Annotated in this window: 11 protein-coding genes, 1 tRNA gene and 1 riboswitch; of the genes, 5 read left to right on the top strand and 7 right to left on the bottom strand. The window is 59.0% G+C overall.

Annotation, left to right across the window (positions count from 1 at the left end; all coding sequences use genetic code 11):
- Positions 1-27: 27 nt before the first annotated feature.
- Together ACILSO_RS13015 and ACILSO_RS13010 are read right to left on the bottom strand one after the other, a co-directional pair.
- On the bottom strand, positions 28-2268 hold the full coding sequence (locus ACILSO_RS13015) for a hypothetical protein (protein WP_395737849.1): 2241 nt from the start codon (positions 2266-2268) through the stop codon (positions 28-30).
- Positions 2269-2538: 270 nt separating this feature from the next.
- A complete protein-coding gene (locus ACILSO_RS13010) occupies positions 2539-3270 on the bottom strand; it encodes an RNA polymerase sigma factor (protein WP_395737848.1) in 732 nt (243 codons plus the stop codon).
- Between the two features lie 97 nt (positions 3271-3367).
- On the opposite strand from ACILSO_RS13010, the gene ACILSO_RS13005 reads away from it, so the two are divergent.
- Positions 3368-5140: a protein kinase domain-containing protein gene (locus ACILSO_RS13005; protein ID WP_395737847.1), complete on the top strand. Its 1773-nt coding sequence runs from the start codon at positions 3368-3370 to the stop codon at positions 5138-5140.
- Between the two features lie 48 nt (positions 5141-5188).
- Here ACILSO_RS13005 and ACILSO_RS13000 read toward each other — a convergent pair.
- The 5 genes from ACILSO_RS13000 to ACILSO_RS12980 form a co-directional block, all read right to left on the bottom strand.
- Positions 5189-5259 (bottom strand) — tRNA-Gly (locus ACILSO_RS13000).
- 58 nt (positions 5260-5317) lie between these two features.
- Positions 5318-5770, bottom strand: a complete 453-nt coding sequence (locus ACILSO_RS12995) for a hypothetical protein (RefSeq protein ID WP_395737846.1) — start codon at positions 5768-5770, stop codon at positions 5318-5320.
- A 98-nt stretch (positions 5771-5868) separates the two neighbouring features.
- On the bottom strand, positions 5869-7671 hold the full coding sequence (locus ACILSO_RS12990; protein ID WP_395737845.1) for an SPFH domain-containing protein: 1803 nt from the start codon (positions 7669-7671) through the stop codon (positions 5869-5871).
- Positions 7672-7717: 46 nt separating this feature from the next.
- A complete protein-coding gene (locus tag ACILSO_RS12985; RefSeq protein ID WP_395737844.1) occupies positions 7718-8230 on the bottom strand; it encodes a PH domain-containing protein in 513 nt (170 codons plus the stop codon).
- 63 nt (positions 8231-8293) lie between these two features.
- Positions 8294-8503: a hypothetical protein gene (locus ACILSO_RS12980; protein ID WP_395737843.1), complete on the bottom strand. Its 210-nt coding sequence runs from the start codon at positions 8501-8503 to the stop codon at positions 8294-8296.
- A gap of 111 nt (positions 8504-8614) precedes the next feature.
- A riboswitch (cyclic di-AMP (ydaO/yuaA leader) is annotated at positions 8615-8784 on the bottom strand.
- A 157-nt stretch (positions 8785-8941) separates the two neighbouring features.
- Here ACILSO_RS12980 and ACILSO_RS12975 point away from each other — a divergent pair.
- The 4 genes from ACILSO_RS12975 (at position 8942) to ACILSO_RS12960 (ending at position 17983) form a co-directional block, all read left to right on the top strand.
- Entirely contained in the window at positions 8942-13348 is a 4407-nt protein-coding gene (locus ACILSO_RS12975) for a protein kinase domain-containing protein (RefSeq protein ID WP_395737842.1), read from the top strand.
- Between the two features lie 233 nt (positions 13349-13581).
- Positions 13582-14718, top strand: coding sequence for a tetratricopeptide repeat protein (locus tag ACILSO_RS12970; RefSeq protein ID WP_395737841.1), 1137 nt, complete (start codon positions 13582-13584; stop codon positions 14716-14718).
- Between the two features lie 164 nt (positions 14719-14882).
- Positions 14883-16652, top strand: coding sequence for a polyprenyl synthetase family protein (locus ACILSO_RS12965; protein WP_395737840.1), 1770 nt, complete (start codon positions 14883-14885; stop codon positions 16650-16652).
- A 62-nt stretch (positions 16653-16714) separates the two neighbouring features.
- Positions 16715-17983 (top strand): hypothetical protein, encoded by a 1269-nt coding sequence (locus ACILSO_RS12960; RefSeq protein ID WP_395737839.1) that lies wholly within the window; start codon positions 16715-16717, stop codon positions 17981-17983.
- Positions 17984-18137: the final 154 nt, after the last annotated feature.

The raw sequence follows: 18137 nt of genomic DNA, 5'->3' as shown, positions 1-18137 counted from the left end.
CGAGGACGCAATCTCCAGGCAACCGGTTCATTTGATCAACAAGGGAGCCGTCACTTTTAAGCGTGCAAAAAGCCGGCCGGAGCCTCCGATGGGAATGGTGGCCTTCACCTGCTGCATGGTGGCGTTGGAGGATAGTATCTGCTCCACAACCCCGAGCGAACTCCACGATGAAGACACGTCTGGCGTCTCGCTCCATTCCACCTCGAACGACACACCCGAATTCCGGGCTGATGTGCTGCGTGTGTAGACATACTCATAAACATTTCCATTTCGCATGTGAGTGGCCGGCAATACGCTGGTTTTGGTGGGATCCAGGAGGAGGGCAAATTCCATCAGGTTGGGAATCCCATCCTGGTCAAAATCCAGAGCGTCCGCAGCTTGGCCTGCATTTCCGGTGGTGCGGAAGTGGTTCCACCTCCACTGCTGAAGCAGCGTCAGGGTGGTGAAAGTGCCGGGATGGGACGTTGCTCCACCGGAGTTCGTTGTGGTCAGAAGGTAGTAATACGTCGTGCCCGGGAACAGGTTTTCGAAGAGAATATCTACATCTTGGGCTGTCGTGCTGTTGTTGACGGCGAGGGGGACATTTAGGGTGCTGCCATATTGTGTCGTAACCCCATACAAAACCTGCACCGTTGTTTCGAGACCGTTTGGATTTACCTTGCCTTTGAGCGATCCGCCTGTGCTTGTCACCTCTTCGGCTTGATCAAAAATGACAATTGGCACCTGCATGAGAGTGGTGAAATTGCCGTCAATGGTGGTGCTTGTTCCTCCTGCATTGGTGGCTCTCAGCCGGAAATAATACTGTGTCCCCGGCAGGAGATTCGTGATCAGCGCGCTCACGGTTTGGACGGTCTTGCTGTTATCGGGGGAGAGCACGGCCGGGACCGTGCTGCCATAGCCTGACGTCAGCCCATATTCGAATAGCGCCGTGGTGACAAAGCCTTTTGGATTGACGGTGCCGTTCAGCGTGGCGGTCGTGGCTGTCATGCCGCTGGCGGCTTTGATGGCGGCCTCGGGTTTGGGCACCAGCGTGGTGAAGGTCGCATCGCCCGTGGTTACCTCTCCGCCCGCATACGTCAGTTTCAGCCGGTAGTGGTATAAGGTGCCAGGATCCAGCTCGGAGAGGGTGCTGCTCACTGCCTGCTCAAGGGTGCTTTCCTCAGACGCAAGTGTCGCCGTTGCAGTGTTCCCATAATCGGTCGTCAGCCCATGCTCAAATTGAACGGTGGCGGTGAAGCCGTTGGTGTTTACCCGTCCGTTGAGCGTCACCCCGGAGACGGTGAGATTGCTTATAGGCATGAGGCTGACGACCGGCGTCTCCGGGTTCCACAGCACGCAATACACATCCGAATCTGCGAGGATCGGAACAGGAGGCGGGGATTGACCCACCAGCAGAACGACGGTGGAGTCGGCCAGGGTGGAGTTGACTCGTGTCTGCAAGATTCTCCCGTCTCCCAGATAAACGTACGAGCTTTCTTCACTCCTGGACCGGTTGAATGCTCTCTCGTATCCTTTGATGGCACCCGTGTTGTCTTTCAATGGATTGTCCCAAAGCATGTTCGCGTCCGTGTCGACGGCGAGGTCTTTCAAGACCCCGTAAGATTCCAGCGGGATGAAAAATGAGCCCCAGAGGTCGAAAAGTTCATATCCTGTCGATCCTGCTTTGACGAACTGCACGTTGCCCTCGTTGCCTGCCTCGGGCATGATCCCATTGGCGAAATTGTTTTCCTGCAATCCGGGCTGCGCGGAAGGGTAATACTTCCCATTCCAGGCCGGGTGGCTCGTCAGGGGCTGAACCTGCACCGGCACGGGATCGGCAGTCAGCACCGCAGTTGTCCATTCAAAGCTTGTAAAATGCTGCCTGGGGTCCCCTCCCAGGTAGTTCGCCACTCCATAAACCAGCAGCATGGTGTTTGCGTCGATAACCGTTATTTTAAGCCTCGTGGACTTTTTGATGATCGTTGCACCAGTGCTTTCATCGACCTCGACATCCTTTTTAAAGTAGTTGTATTCGGAGCCGTTGAATTCGAGCGGTTCCGGAATGCTGAATGAAGTTTGTGTCGATGCGAACTGCATTCCTGTGTCCGACATCACCGCGAATCCCTGAAGCTGGCTCACCTGGTTGACCGCGTTATAAGTTCCGCTGGCCGCATGCCCCTGGACATGCCAGAACCCGTCGCTCGCAGTGGCCTTGGCGCCGCAAAGCGTGGTCCAAATAAAGAAGGCGGGCATCCATCGCAGACTTCGGAGTGCGGAAGCAAGTTTCATAGGAGGCGTTTTTTTTGTGCGGGTGTGAGTATGGGGTATTTCGGAGCATGCATCGTCTCTCCCACTCCCCGGGAGGGGCGGGTGTCTGCAATGCCACGCATGGTTTCAGCGGCGTTCTACCCCGGTCGCTGAATCGGATTACATAAAATCTCAGCCCGTGTCTGCGTTCTGCCCCGCCTTAGCAGGAAAGCCGCTTTTTTTGGTCCTTGCGGCACGCCGGACGAGACAGTTTTCTTCCCGGGTGGTGCGGGAATTGGCAGTCGCTTCCTGCTAAGATGCTTCAAACAAGCGGAGCAGGTGGCGGATTTCTTCTTTTGGGTCTTCATCCGCAGAAACAGTGCGCTGCACTTCCCGCATCAGTATTCGTCGAAAGTCACCGCGCAGACGGCTTAGGGAGACACGCAGTGCATTTTCAGTGACACCGAGCCGCATGGCTGTCGCCTGAAATGATTCGGGTTCGGTCTGACTGCTGCTAAGCAGGGGGGCAAGCGCTTCGTGCAGGTCTTCTTTTCCACGCTCCTGATAATCCAGCCGGAGTTGCTGCCGCACGCGCTGCATCAGTTCCAGGGCCCAGCGGCGGTCATAGTAAACCTCCGGAGTTTCGGAGCTGGGACGCTGCTCCATCCGATAGCGGGCTTCATCCGCATCCCACAGGTCTGCCTCTGCCTGAACACGCTCGCTCCGCCGTCTCTCTCCTCGATGAAAATTGGACCTGAAGCGCGAGAGCGCCGTCAGCAGAAAAGTTCTTAGCCTGCCACGATCGCGGTCCGCCCGGATAAAAGCGTCCTGGCGAAGCATCTTCGCAAAAAAACTCTGCAGCACGTCTTCGGCATCTTCATGCTGCATTCCGGCCGTCCGCAAGTAGCCGTAAAGCGGATAGCGGTAGGACTTGTAGATCTCACTCACCGCATTTTCTGCTTCCTGTGCGTCACCGCTTTTCAGCCGCGCGATGAGTGACCAGCGAGTGGTTGGGAACTGGCGTTCGGGGCGCGGGTCATTCATGGATCGTGGGCCGGTGTCTGTCATTGCTCATTCGGCACGAAATATTTGCATTCGTGCTTGGATAGGGTGTATGCCTATTTTTAGCTGCAAACGTCTCATGAATCACGCGCCCAATTCTGAAACAGGAAAAATTGTTCCGCTGCTGCGCATTGGGCTCGAAGATGATGAAGGCAGCTCGGCTCAGACGCAGGATCCCACCATTCGCGTGAATATCCCTTTTCACCCTCGGGAAACCGCTTCACCCAGACGTGGCTGGGATCCGCCGGACGTCACGCAGCTCCAGCAGATGCTGCCACAGTATCATGTGGAGAGCTTCATTGCCCGCGGCGGCATGGGCGCGGTTTATAAAGGATTGCAGGAGGCCCTCCAGCGCCCGGTGGCCATCAAAATCCTTCCGCCCGAAGTTCTCCAAGGCGGCAAAGATCAGCGCTTCTCAGAACGCTTCAAGCATGAGGCACGGGCCATGGCGCGGCTCTCCCACCCAGGCATCGTCGCCGTCTTTGATGCAGGCGAAACAGCGGACGGCCTGCTCTACTTTGTGATGGAATATGTTGAGGGCACCGATTTGGCGCAGCTCATTGCTGGCGAAGGCCCGCTGGAGATCCAGCGCACGATCGAAATCATCGGTGCAGTGTGCGAGGCTTTGCACTTTGCGCATCAGGAAGGCATCGTTCATCGGGATATCAAACCCTCCAACATCATGATCGACAACCGTGGGCGCGTGAAAATCGCGGACTTCGGCCTCGCCAAATCGCTGAACGTGGAAGGCACTCTTCTCACCGGTACAAACGTGGCCATGGGGACCCCGGATTACATCGCGCCCGAGACCATGATTCCTGGCATGGGGGTGGACCATCGTGCCGATCTCTATGCGGTGGGTGTCATGCTTTATCAGATGCTCACGGGCCGCATCCCGCGTGGCCGTTTTTTGCTGCCCAGCGGCATTGTGCCGCACGTGGACCATCGCTTTGACGCCATTGTGGACAAGGCGATGCAGACGGATCGGGAAAAACGGTACGACTCTGCAGTCGAAATGAAGACCGACCTCTCAGCAGTCATTCGTGACAGCGCGCATGCAGGCGGCGCCAGCCCCGGAAGTCCGCATGTTCGACCCGAAAAGTTCCCCCCTGCCCAAGCTCCCAGATCAGGCGGACAGGCGGCGAAGAAGCTGCCGCCTGATCAAGCCGCCGCTACAACACGCTCCGGACTCGGTCGCACACCGTTGCTCTTTGGTGCGGCTGCTCTCGTGGCCACCGGTGCCTTTCTAGCGCTGAAGAAGCCCGCCGTGCAGAATGCGGGTCTGGCTTCTCCGTCAGCTGTCAGCGCCGAAAATGAAAAGTGGGCGCGTATCTGGGACGAGTCTTCAGACATCAAGGAGCAGAGGAAATTTTTCGTGAATGACGGATGGCTCCTCTCGAAGCCAGGAACTTCCCGGGGCATGACCATGTTTTATCCCAAAATTTGGAGGGACTGCGCCATCCGGTGTGAGTGGAAGTGGGCTGAAGGAACTGGCGGCAGTCACATCAGTTTGCGCCAGTGGGAGGCCTCGCGGTATCAGCTCATGCGCAGCAAGTCGGGGATCCGCCTGGCTTACAGCAACGGAAATGGAAATGACAAGATCTTGAAAGAGTATCCTGTCAGCGAGCCAAAAATCGGCGACGTCTTTACTTTGGAGCTGCGGGCCGTGGGCACCACGCTGATCGGCAGGCTCGACGGACGGGAAGTCATACGCTTCGAGGATGATCGATTGTCCGCCGGAGGCCCGGCCATTTACCTTCACGGAAACGCGGAGGCGCGGAACATTGAAGCGCTGAATTTGGATCCCCCAGGATTCTCGCCCGCCACTCCTTCACCTCCCCGGAACAATTAGTCTCGCGGCTGCTCCTGCTCATGCAGACTCTGCTGCGGAGGGAGGGAGAGCGGGTGATGGGAATCGAACCCACGTATCAAGCTTGGGAAGCTCGTGTTCTACCATTGAACTACACCCGCGTTGCTTTTCAGCTGCCGGAGTTTGGCAGGCGGCTCCGCATTGTCAAATGCGCCGCGCTCAGATTGAGGGCGGCATCGGCGGCATCATAAATGCACGGTTCATCCCCCCGCGGCCATAGCTGGCCGAGGGGGAGGCCATGAAGGCGTTGCGCCTTGAGGAGTAGTTCCAGTACAGGCGGCTGTAGGTCTTCGAAAGGCGCTGGCGCAGTGCGGCATTCTCCGGTGTTTTGGGCAGGTTGCGCACCGTGTGCCGCAGGAAAAACATCGCCTGCTCCATGTTCACAAAGCGGATGTCGGGGCCTTCCGCCGGCGGTGTTTTCTTTGTCGTGCCAAATCTTGCCACCACCTGCGTGTCCTTGCCCTTGGGCCCCAGCAGCCGCGAGACGGCGGGCTCCACCCCAAAGTCATCATACACAAACGGCGGCCCGGGAATCGCATTCGTCATGTCTCCGCAGCTGGAAAGGAAAAGGAGGCAGCAGGAGAGAAAAGCGAGGCACAGGGGAGCTTTCATGCCGTCCCCGATACCACATCTCTCCGCGAAAGCGAATGCCTCAGCGCAAAAACGGGCTGCGGATCGTGAATCCGCAGCCCGCCAGCTTTTCACACACATCAGTTCAAGCTCGGCACAGCAGCACTGGAAGAAGCCGCACCAGCCCGCTGCTTCGTCAGCATCGCCATCAGCGCGTCCATGATCCCGCCGCTGTTCGGACCGCTGTTCACCAGCACGTCCGGCACCACGCGCAGGTTTTTGTCCGCAATGATCTGGAAGGCCTGCAGCATCCCATACATGTCAGCGCCCAGCGCATTCACACCCGCCAGATACGCATCCGCCTTGGCCTGGCCGGTGGCGCGGATGGCCTCGGCCTCACCGCTGGCGCGCAGCCGTGTGGAGGCGGCTTCACCTTCGCTTTTCTTCACCGATGCCGTGGCATGCAGTTCCGCGATGTTCACGCCCTGCTCGGCGCTCACCACCTGGTTCTGAATGTCCGCCAGCGAAGTTTGCCGCACCAGCTGCTGCCTCTGTTTTTCCGCAGCTTCCTGCATTTCATACGTCTTGCGGCTTTCCTCCGCCAGCTTGCGGTCCGTCTGCGTTTTCATCAGCGATTCAGGAGGCGTGATGTCTCCAATCAGCGTATCGATGCCCTCCACGTCATACTCGCGCAAGGCCGCCTCAATATGGCTCGCCGCCTCACCCTGACGCTGGCTTCGCGCACTCAGGAAATCCAGCACCGTATAGTCCTGCGCCGAGTTGCGGAAGTAGTTGCCCACAATCGGCTGCAGCACGTGGTCGATCAGATTTTGCAGCGATCCCGCGCGGCTGATCACCTTCGGCGCTTCGTTCGCACCAATATGGATGATCTGTGAGACATCCAGGTTGAAGGCAAATCCGTCACGCGAGCGCACTGTGATGCTGCTCAGCTTCGCATCAAAATGATGCGACTCCGTGCGTGTCGCCCAGTTCAGCACGATGTTCGTCGTCGGCACCAGTTCTACCCGCATGATGCGCGTGTTGATCGGGTGCTTCCCGGGCAGCAACGGCTTGCCCCACACACCCTTGTGGCCCACGTCCACCAGGTCTCCATGCTTGAAGTCAGGCCCGCTGATGTCCAGGTGCGCTTTTCCCACATAGGAAATCACCACGCCCACATGGCCAATGGGAATCTCAAACATCGGCACCTGCTCTATCTGCGCAAACCACGGGTTGATGTTCCACTGCCCGCTCAGCAGCACCTGCTCCTGCAGACCGCGGTGTCCGCCCGCATCCAGAAACGCCTGCGCATTCTGGAAGTTGTCATGTCCTCCCACGATCGCACCCGCGATCTCCGTTTGCTCAATTGGCATGCCATCAAGCGTGGTCACAATGCCCACCAGATCTGGATCCACGTGGCGGATTCTCAGCAGCCGCGGGTCCAGCCCGTTCGGCGCCGCATTCTCGGACGTGATGATCGTAAACAGCGCCGGATTGATGCGATATGAGCCCGCTGTCAGAGTGCCCAGCTGCCGCCCCTTTTCGCCGCCATGCTTCAGGAAAGCACGCGCGTCCTGGAAGTGGTCGCAGTCCACCGTTCGGGCCAGAATGCGCCCCGGCGGAATCGCCGCCCCCGTCTTCGCCACCACCAGCGCCAGCTCTCCTTGCGGCACGCGGATCATGGGCACTTTTTCGATGTGATACTGGATGACCCAGAAGCCAAAGTGCAGCCCGGGTGCCAGTGTATCCGCCTGGTATCCCGCCTCACCATTCAGGGCGATGATTTCGCCAGGCGGCAGGTTTTTAAACGCAAAGCGTTTGATGACGATGCCGACCTTGCTCTCCGGAATGTAAACACAGGAGACAAAATACAGCACCAGAATGCTGATAATAGAAAGCGTGATGAGCCAGTGCTCGCAGGCAAATTGAAAGATGGAGTTCATGGACAAGAAACAAAAACTTCAGAACAGAGGGGTTGGAGTAAGGAGGTTAGGAATGGAGGGAGTGCGTCACAGCGCGGGCGAAGGCCTCCGGATCATCAGGAGAAAGCACCGCCGTCCTGTTCTTCATGTGCACGATGACCGTGCGGTTCAGGTCCGTCACATACGCGCGGAAATGCCCGAGCTGCCTGTTCCAGTAGTATCCCGTGAAGGAGTACAGCCCCCCGTTGCCACAGGTGCGGAAGCTGCTGCTCAGCGCCAGCGGCTCCACCTCTGCAGACTGGATTTCACCAAACGGCAGCACCGTGTTCCACCACAGCCGCTTGATGAGAATGCCGTCCTTCGTGATGACATACCCGCGGATGATGAAGGGCAGGGCACCCAGCGGAATCATGAGCACCAGGAGGATTCCCAGCGTGCGGGATTCAGGCAGGCTCACAAACTCCGGCATCCGCAGGCCCGCGCTCAGCTCAAAGGCCAGGCCCAGCATGAGCAGAGTCGTAAAGAGGGAGATGATCGTCAGGGTACGGCCCCAGGGGGCTTTGAAATGAAAATGTGTCATATAAAATGGTAGATATTGGTATTATTAAGTTCCGAGTTCATGGTGTGTGGGTTGGCATGGGTGTCATCCCGCCGTTCGTGCGTTGTTCGCGGTCGCCGACCGCGCATGCGGTGGTGCGGCGTCCAGATCGTCTTCGCGGTCGGTTTCGTCGTCGCTGTGGTCATAGATCACCTGGATCCATTGCAGCGAGGGTAGGTCCGGCTTGGATGTTTGCCGGACAGTGGGCCTGACCAGGCCTTCAATTGTGAGGCTTTGGCCGTCTTGGTGTTTCATTGGGTTATGGGTCTCGATTGCCCCCGGCTCTGCGGACGGTTTCCCGTCCGCACTCGGGTGCGGTGGTTCTGGGGAGACCGTGATCCCGGCGCACTCGCGTCGGGCATAGGATCGCCCTTCCAATGTCGCCTGCGAGGTTAGCTGTCGGACTGGTCCTTGGAAGTGGACTGGTCGGTGGTTACCCACCTTCCTTCGCCCCGCCCTGCGTCTTTCGACTCAGGGTTTTTGGGTCCCCCGCGCCACCGCTCTGGAAGGAACGGCAGCTTCGGCTGCACCTCCAAATACGCACAAACCGGCCTCTTTGTCAAAAATGCGCCCCCACTTAAACTTAGATCAGTCACTTGACACGACTCATGGTTTTTTTGGTTTCGCAAAAAAATCCGTCGTCTTTGGTCTGACCGTTGCGCTAGGATTAAGCGGATTTATCCGCCCCTATTTATGAGCTCTGATTCATCGCGCATAGGTGCCGCGCCGAGTTCTCCCGGTAGTTGGAAGCCCCCGTCCTTGGAGGACATGCAGGCGTTTCTGCCGCAGTATCAGTTTGAGTCGCTTCTTGGTCGCGGTGGCATGGGCGCCGTTTACAAAGCCGTCCAGATCTCCCTGGACCGACCCGTAGCCATCAAGGTCCTTCCCGGGGATTTGATCGACGACACCGACGCCCAGTTTGCCGAACGCTTCAAAAACGAAGCACGCACCATGGCGAAAATGAATCACCCCAGCATCGTCAATGTGTACGACTTTGGCGAGACCCACTCCGGCCTCCTGTTCATCGTCATGGAGTTCATTGATGGCACCGATGTGTCAAAGATGATCATCTCCCAGGGGAAGCTTCCCGAGGACTACGCGCTCTCCATCACCGCTCATGTGTGCGATGCGTTGAACTACGCCCATCGCAATGGCGTCATCCATCGCGACATCAAGCCCGCAAACATCCTCATCAACATGGAAGGCGCGGTGAAGGTGGCGGACTTCGGCCTCGCCAAGCAGAACGACCCCGGCGCCAGCGGCCTCACCAAGACAAACATGGCCATGGGCACGCCGGACTTCGTCGCTCCGGAGGCGCTCATTCCCGGCGTGCCCCTCGATGGCCGCGCGGACCTGTATGCCATCGGCGTCATGCTCTATCAGATGCTCACCGGCGAAATCCCGCGCGGCATGTGGACCATGCCAGGCCTCAAGCTCGGCACAGATCCGCGTTTCGATGCCATCATCGCCAGGGCCATGCAGACAGATCGTGAGGCTCGTTATCAAAGCGCCGCGGAGATCCGCAAAGACCTCGATACCATTCTGACCACCCCTCGGCTGCTCACCCAGCCCCAGCCCGCCGCGGCACCTCAAGCTTCGCAGTCGGCGCAAAAACCCGTCTCCCATGGGCCGCGCGAGCCTCAGGGAAAAAAGCCCTCCGAAAATCCGCAGCCACAGTCACAGTCCAAATCATCGCCCGCACCGAAGAAAAGCCGCCTCGGTCTCATGATTGGCCTCGCTGCCGCCGCCGCGCTGGCCGTCGGTGCCTATGTGTGGCTCACGCCGCCAGCCACACAAACCAGCAACCCGGTCTCCGCCGAAGCCTTCGCCGCCGAAGTCGCCGCGCTCTCTCCAGAGCAGCAGGTCGAGCACGTGCGCCAGCGCATCATGCAGCTAAACAAAGGCGCGGACATCAAGTTGAAGCCAGTCTTCAAAAACGGCATCGTCGAATCCCTTGAGTTGAACCGCATCGGAGATGTCACGGATCTCGCACCCATCGCTGCGCTGAAAGATCTGAAGGGCTTCACGTCCTACTACATGGGCGTCACGGACTTTCGCTTTTTGACCGGAATGCCGCTGGAGCGCCTCATCATCATGCAGTCAAAAGTCACCGATCTCTCCATGCTCCGCGGCATGCCCTTGCGTCAGGTGCGTCTGGTCAACACCTTTGCCACCGACCTCCACGCGCTCGCTGACTCGCCCATCGATGATCTGACCGTCAATATGTCGCAGCTCAGCGATTTGTCCTTCGTGCGGAAAATGCCCCTCCGCATCTTGAACATCGAGAAGACAAAGGTCCGCAATCTCTCCCCGGTCAAGGGCATGCGCATCGAGTCTCTCACCTGCGAAGCCGAAGTCGCTGCTGATCCTTCGAACCGCGAAACGCTGCGCTCTCTCCCGCAGCTCAAGCGCATCAATGGCACAGCCGTGGCAGACTTTTGGAAAAGCATCGACGCCTCCACCATCCCGCCGCCGGTCAGAGCCGCGATCCAGACCATCGACCTCCTCGCTCTCACGGACCCCGTGAAAGACCGCGTGCCGGCACCAGGCTTGGTCGACAAGAATCAGTGGAAGCGTGAAGGCGCCGCGCTCGTTTTCGTGCCGGATGGCAAATCAGGAAAACTCGCCGCTCCCGTTGCACTCTATTGCAGTGATTACGAGATCGAGTTCGTGGCGAACAAACACAGCGGCAATGACCGCATCCACGTCGATATCCCGCTGAAAAACGGCCGCATCCTCCCGCTCGTCCTCAATTCCCCGGGGCGCAAAGTCGTTCACGAAAAAGAAGGCCTCGAGTGGGGCACGTCCTCCGATGCATCACTTCACGTCATCATTCGCGTGATCGACGGTGCCGGTGCCTCAGACCGCATCATCGTGGAGCGCAAAGCTCCCAATGCGAAAAAGCTCGCCGACTGGACCGGCGACCTCGACAAGCTCGCCAAAGCTGGCGAAGACCATCCTGCGTTTCCAAAGCAGCCCGTCGCTTCCGTCTTTGTCATGAAGGACAAGTATGAGCTGAAAACCTGGACCCTTCGCGTGTTTGAAGGCAGCGCCAGACTCTTGCGTGGGGGCACCACTTCTCCAGCCCAGCCTGCGGCTGTCACACCGCCCGTTGCCGTGGTGGCCCCCGCCCAGCCCGCACCATCCATGCCCGCGCCCGCCACCCCGGCTTCGGCAACACCAGCACCACCCGCTGCTCCTCCCACAGCCCAGCCCGCAGATGCCGTCTCTCTCAAGCTCGCCGATCTCGAAGCTAAATTTCAAACTGCCTTCGACCGCGAGGCCGGCGCCACATACAAAGCTCAGCTCGCCACCTTGAACTCCGGCTACACAGCCGCGCTGGACCGCGCTCTCGCCTCCTCCGCGAAAGCAGGAGTGCTAAAGGAAGTTCTCGCGCTGCGTGAGGAGAAGCAGCGCATCGCCGAAGGCAAAGCCCTGCCTCCGGAAGATCTGGACACGCTCCCGGATGCCTTGAAGAAACTCCGCGCCACCTGGCGCAGCTCCGAGTCCGGTTTTGCACGTGTCAGAGACACCAAAGGTCTGCCCCTGTTTGACACCTATGACAAAGCACTCGAGTCCTTTCAGACCGAGCTCACCAAACAGAACAAAATCGAAGACGCCCTGCGTGTGAAAACCGCGCGTGAGGATCTCGCCGCGCGGCGTGGCACCATCGCTCTTCCCTCGGAGGACCCGTCGGCCCCCGCAAAATCCGCCAAATCGACCCCGTCTTCCGTCGTGGGTGCTGGAGAAGCCAGCAGTTCATGGCGGAAAGCCGCTGAGTGGGTGATTTCCCTCGGTGGTGAAGTCCACATTCGCAGCAGCGAGGGCAGGGAATCCGCCGTCAAAGACATCGGCGGCCTTCCCGGCGGGCGCTTCGACATCCTTGGCATCACCCTGGACATGGCCCCTGCCAAAGGCGCTCTCGTCACAGATGACGATCTCACCCGCCTGAATGGTCTGCGCACCATCGAGTCCGTGCGCTTCTCCCATCTCACCTCGCTCACCGGCAGCGGCTTCGCTGCATTCACCGCCAGTGCGGACTCCATGCGGATGTTCTCCGTCTACGATGCGCCACTGCAGCCTCAGAACATGGGTTTCATCACCCAGTTCAAAAAACTGCGCACCTTGGAGCTGAACCGCGTCACCACATTGCCCGCCGAATCCCTCGTTCAAATCAAAGCGTTCAATGATCTCACTCAGCTCCGCCTTCTTGGTCAGATGAATGTGACGGACAAAGTGCTGCTGGAGCTCTCCGGTCTGGTCAGGCTCACAGACCTCAGCATGCCCGGTGTCATGGTTTCAGATGAGGGGCTGGTGGCCTTGAAAGGCATGAAGTCTCTCGTCTATGTGGACTTCAGCGCTTGCAAAGACGTCACCGGCTCCGGCTTGGCACACCTCGCCGGATCCAAAGACCTCGCGCGCATCCGCCTCGATTTTTCCGGCGTCAATGACGCCGCCCTCATGCATCTTTCCGCCCTCCCCAAGCTGCGTGAGATCAACCTGCATCAGACCGCCATCACGGACGATGGCATCAGGCATCTCGCCCTGCTTAAAGAACTGCAGCTGCTCGAGATCGGTGCAAAGGGCATCACCGGCTCCACTTTGAATCTGCTGAGCCCTTGCAAAAATCTCGTCCGCCTGGACCTGTATGATCGCACCAATCCAAACTTGGCCAGCCTCGATGACGCCGGCTTGCAGTCTCTTGCCTCGGCCGCTCTGCCAAAGCTGAACGATCTCGCCTTTCCCAGGTCCGCCCTCACGGATGCTGGCTTTGCCAGTCTTACCGCCATGAAGCTGACCAAGCTTCGCACCAGTGCACCTCCCGGTCCCGAGGGCCTGCGCCATCTTGCTTCCATTGCTTCTCTTGAATCCCTCGAATTCACCGCCGGCACTCTCACAGATGAGGGCCTCGCCATTCTCGCCACCATGAAGTCCCTGAAGACGCTCAGCATCCTCGCCTCCCAGATCACCGATGCAGGCCTCAAGCCTCTTCACGCCATGAAGAGCTTGAAAACCCTCACCCTGAAAGATTCCAAGATCTCCCAGGCCGGCCGCGATGCCCTGTCCAAGGCCCGCCCCGATTTGAAGGTCGGCTCTTGAATTTTGGACAATGCCATGCCCTCGGAGCGGAGTTTGGCCGCTTGGTGTACGTGCTTCAGAAGAGGGATGTTTTTTGGGACAACCCCGCTCATGGCTGCGGGGGAGGGGACCGGATACCATCTCAGGCATCCGCTTCCCCGGCCCATTCCACCCCTTCAAGCCTCCCGCCTATTTGCGGCCCGTACGAATTTTGATGGTTGAGACGTTCCCTGCCAGACGTAGTTTTACCTCATATGAAGCACGCGCCTCTATTGCCACTCGCCGCCAAAATCATTGCGGCGATTCTGATTTCTTCCTCCCTTCTTCCGGCGCAGCAATCTCAACGCATCGATGAAAAGGAGCTCATGACCTGGGCAGACCGCGGCGATGCCGACGCCCAGTTCGAGATCGGTCTGCGCAAGCTGACCGGCGAAGGAGTGAAGAAAAACGTCGAGGAAGGCATCAAGTTCGTCGAAAAAGCCGCCAAGCAGAAGCACCTCCGCGCCCAGCACGTCATGGGCACCATCTATGAAGACGGTGTCGGCGTGAAGCAGGACCTCGCCAAGGCCGCGGAATGGTACCGCACCTCCGCCGAGCTGGGTTTCGCACTCTCACAGCACAGCCTCGCCTCCCTCTATGAGGAAGGGAAGGGGGTCAAGAAAGACACCGCCAAAGCCGCCGAATGGTTCAAAAAAGCGGCCGACCAGGGCTACATGCAGTCGCAGACGGCCTACGCTGCCAAGCTCGAACGCGGCGAGGGCGTGGCCAAAAGCTCCTCCAAGGCCGCCCTCTGGTACCTCAAGGCCGCTCAGCAGGACTTCGTCCCCGCCATGACCCGTCTGGCCAATCTTTATTACACCGGCCAGGGCGTCCCGGTGGACTACCGCCGCGCCGGGGCCTGGTATCGCCGCGCCGCACAATCCGAAGACCCCTGGGCTTCCAATAATCTCGCCTGGTTCCTCGCCACCTGCCCGGAGGACAGCCTGCACAATGGCGAGAGCGCCGTCCTCCTTGCCCGCCGGGCCTTGAAGCTCCTCGCAGAAGTCGTCCAGAGCGATGAACAGCCCTATGCCATGATCGATACCATGGCCGCCGCCCTCGCCCGCAACGGCGAATTCAAGGAGGCCGAGCTCTGGCAGAAGCGCTGCATCGCCCTCTTCAAGGACGACAAGGAAAAAGATCTGCCCCCGGAGGAACGCAAAAAACTGCAGGAGGAGTTCGATGCCCGCCTCAAGCTCTACCAAAAGTCCACCCCCTTTGCCGAGCCTGAGCCGAAAGGCGAAGAAGGCGCTGAGCCTCTCCCCCAGGACACCATCCTCCAGGACGAGGGCCTGCCCGAGTCCAAACCCAAGAAAACCACTCCTAAAAGCGGTCGCGGCACAGTGGTCTGAGTCGCTTTTCTCCGGTTCCTTCACCTTACCTTCCGCTGCTCCTGTCCAGTTGCGGCGCAAGATTCGCACAGTTTGTCGCAATATCTGCAAGACAAAGCCCCTCTCACACGGTTAAACCGCTCACCTTTCTCCTTCGGCATTCCGCCGCCCGTCCTTTTTCTTCCATGTCCTCCGTCGTCGTTCGTTCTGCCGCTCTGCCTCCGCCCATTCCCGGGCTGAACCGCCGTATCCGCCAGCCGAAAAAGAACATCCCTCAGACCAAGCAGGACCGGGATCAAATCCTCGCCTGGGTGCGTGCCTACGCTGAGGAAAACCGCCTCGTCCCCCCCGTCCCCATTGCGGAACTCCAGGAGCACACGGACAAGATCCTCGCCATCCACGCCATCGACAAGATCCACCGCGACTACGTCGGCGTGCTCCTCGCCAATGAGACCTGGCGCGAGTCCCTTGCCACCGTCCCCTTTGAAAAGCGCCTGCTGCTCATGCCGAAGTGCCTTCGCGTGGAGAGCAAATGCCCCGCCCCCTTTGATGAGTTCGGCCTCCTCTGCAAGCAGTGCGGCCTCTGCTCCATCCAGGATTTCCAAAACGAAGCCGAAAAGCTCGGCTACGCCGTCCTCGTCGCCGAAGGCAGCGCCATCGTCATGTCCCTCATCCAGACCGGCAAGATTGAGGCCATCGTCGGCATCTCCTGCCTGCCCGTCCTTGAGCGCACCTTCCCCTACGTGGAAGCAGCCGCCATCCCAGCCGTCGCCGTGCCTCTCCTGCAGGACGACTGCATCGACACCCTCGTCGATATCGACTGGGTCTGGGACTACATTCACCTCACCAGCGACGACAAAACCCGCCGCCTCAATCTGAACGCCCTTCACGATGAGGTGAAAACCTGGTTCACCGTCGAGTCGCTCAATGCCCTCATGGGCCCCTCCCGCGGCCACAGCGACGACATCGCCCGCGAGTGGCTCGCTCGTGCCGGCAAGCGCTGGCGTCCCTTCCTCACCGTCGCCGCCTATCAGGCCCTGCGCGAAGATCCCGAAGGCCCTATCTCTGACACCGTAAAGAAAGCCGCCATCGCTGTCGAAATCTTCCACAAGGCTTCCCTCGTCCACGATGACATCGAAGACGGCGATGCTGAACGCTATGGTGAAACCACCCTGCACACCGAACACGGTGTCCCCGTCGCCCTGAACATCGGCGACCTTCTGATCGGTGAAGGCTATCGCCTCCTCGCCGACAACGATGCCGCTGCGCACGTTCGCAGCGCCGCCATCCTTGTCGCCGCCGAAGGCCAGCGTGAACTCTGCATCGGTCAGGGCGCTGAACTCCTCTGGACGCGTCACCCTGTCGCTCTCAGCAGCACGCAGGTGCTCGAAATCTTCCGCAGCAAAACCGCCCCCGCCTTCGAAGTCGCCCTCAAGGTCGGTGCCGCCCTTGCCGGGCAGCTCGATGAATGCGCCGACGCGTTGCACACCTACAGCGAAAATCTCGGCATCGCGTACCAGATCCGCGATGACCTCGACGATCTCGGCGAAGACTCCGCCGCCGGCAACGAATGGAACATGCGTCCCAGCATTGTCCTCTCCCTCCTGCGTGAGAAAGGCAAAGGCGAAGTCAAAGACCAGATGGAAGCCCTCTGGAACGGCGCCGCCCAGACCAAGCCCGACAACGCCACCATCCGCGATTGGGCCCTCGACAGCGGCGCTCACGAGAAGGCCATGACCCTCCTCGAAAGCTACAAGGAGGCCGCCATCCGCTCCCTTCAGGAAGTCGAACTCCCCAATTTGAAAGGCCTCCTCCGCCGCGTCATCGGCAAGATTTTCAACGAACTCGAAATCAAAGGCTGGTGCCGCGAGTTCGAACAAAAAAATCTCAACGCCGACCTCCGCGCCGAAGCCGCCAAAGCCGCCGAACACCTCGTGCCGAAGGTCACGGCATGAACATTACGTTAATCATCACAGTCTAGCCGGCTCCGAGTGGGCCGTGAACCGACACTCATGACATGAAACATTTGGCAGTGGCATGTGGCTGGATTTGGATGGCTGGTTCTCTTCTGTGCATGGCCCCGTCGTTGAAGGCGGCGGAAAAAGCAGACGAAGTGAAACTCAAGACCATCTTGAGTAAGACCGAAAATTTCCACCAACCTGGCGAACCCACTGTGGATGGATACTTGGCGTGGCTCCGATCTGATGCAGGAAAATCAGAATCGAAATTTCTGACGGAACACTATTCCGACTTGTCACGGTCCAAACAAAGAAGCCTGGCAGAGGAGCTTGCCTGCACGGGAGCGGAAGCAGCCGCGCCCTTTCTTTGCCGGTCCCTGGCAGACCCGCAAGTGGGTGACGAGGTGATTAGACGGATTGGATATGCTTTCCTGCCAGGACGAAATCTTGAGCCAGCCTTTTGCGAGCAGCTTGCTCCAGCGGTACTGCCTTGGGTGGCACCTGAGAAGGGATACCCTGCGACACCCGAAGCACTGCAGGTGCTGGCAAAACTGTCGCCCGAGCTGGCGATGAAGCATTTTTACAAGGAGGAGTATTTCTCACCTGCTGCCGCGAGGATTGAAGAGGCGCTCAAGGCTTTCAACGCGGCGGGCATCCGCCTGCCCCAGCAAAAGATCGACGAGCTGCTGAATGCCTGGGAAGCGAGGGCGGAGAGAAAAGAAGAAACGGACCGCAGACCCTTCTACTTGTATGTCGAGGCATTGTCGGCGCTAGCAGTGACCGACCCGGAACGTGCGGTGAGACTGACAGATGAATTGCAGCGCGAGAGGCCGCATGATGCCTATTGTCTTGCCCCTGTGATCGAGAAGGCCTACGGATTGGAGAACTTGGTTTGGTGGCTGAGCTCGGCATTGGATGATCCACCCTCCTTTGCGGCAATTCCGCCGGAAGCCAGGCGTTACATCTCGGCGACTTCGATTCTGATGCTTGCGGATGAGGGCATTGAGCAGGCATTCACCACAACGGCCTGCAACGAATGGGACGATGCATTGCAGGCCATGGATGAAGCCGGGGATGTGGAGTATCCAAAGTTTCTGCGCGCGGTCGCCCAACTCTTCGGACCGGATGGGCCGCCTGCAGACTATGCACAGCGTCAGAAAGCCATTGAGGCCATGAACCCGCCTTTTCATGAGCAGGTCGATGCGGTGTATGAAAAATGGGCGGAGGGTCAGAAAGGCAAGACGTATTTGGATACGCGGTACCTCCTTGCCAAGTATGCCGGCAAGCATGCTGAGGTGCTTCGTAAATGGATGAGACCGCTGAAGTAGTACAGACTCAAATTCAGATCCAGATTCCTGCCGAAGCCTTGCTGCAAGGCGGCGCTCGATAGGTCGATGATGCCCATCGTATGACTGGAGATACCCCGCGTCCCCAATTCGCAATCACTAATAGAAGAGCGCAATATCGCGTGAGCTAATAAAT

The organism is Prosthecobacter sp., from assembly GCF_044226605.1.
Lineage (GTDB): Bacteria > Verrucomicrobiota > Verrucomicrobiia > Verrucomicrobiales > Verrucomicrobiaceae > Prosthecobacter.
This window is presented reverse-complemented; position numbering and strand designations above follow the sequence as displayed.

Coding starts and splice junctions, on each gene's coding strand:
- ACILSO_RS13015 (WP_395737849.1), bottom strand. CDS start 2,268: ATGAAACTTGCTTCCGCACTCCGAAGTCTGCGATGGATGCCCGCCTTC.
- ACILSO_RS13010 (WP_395737848.1), bottom strand. CDS start 3,270: ATGAATGACCCGCGCCCCGAACGCCAGTTCCCAACCACTCGCTGGTCA.
- ACILSO_RS13005 (WP_395737847.1), top strand. CDS start 3,368: ATGAATCACGCGCCCAATTCTGAAACAGGAAAAATTGTTCCGCTGCTG.
- ACILSO_RS12995 (WP_395737846.1), bottom strand. CDS start 5,770: ATGAAAGCTCCCCTGTGCCTCGCTTTTCTCTCCTGCTGCCTCCTTTTC.
- ACILSO_RS12990 (WP_395737845.1), bottom strand. CDS start 7,671: ATGAACTCCATCTTTCAATTTGCCTGCGAGCACTGGCTCATCACGCTT.
- ACILSO_RS12985 (WP_395737844.1), bottom strand. CDS start 8,230: ATGACACATTTTCATTTCAAAGCCCCCTGGGGCCGTACCCTGACGATC.
- ACILSO_RS12980 (WP_395737843.1), bottom strand. CDS start 8,503: ATGAAACACCAAGACGGCCAAAGCCTCACAATTGAAGGCCTGGTCAGG.
- ACILSO_RS12975 (WP_395737842.1), top strand. CDS start 8,942: ATGAGCTCTGATTCATCGCGCATAGGTGCCGCGCCGAGTTCTCCCGGT.
- ACILSO_RS12970 (WP_395737841.1), top strand. CDS start 13,582: ATGAAGCACGCGCCTCTATTGCCACTCGCCGCCAAAATCATTGCGGCG.
- ACILSO_RS12965 (WP_395737840.1), top strand. CDS start 14,883: ATGTCCTCCGTCGTCGTTCGTTCTGCCGCTCTGCCTCCGCCCATTCCC.
- ACILSO_RS12960 (WP_395737839.1), top strand. CDS start 16,715: ATGAAACATTTGGCAGTGGCATGTGGCTGGATTTGGATGGCTGGTTCT.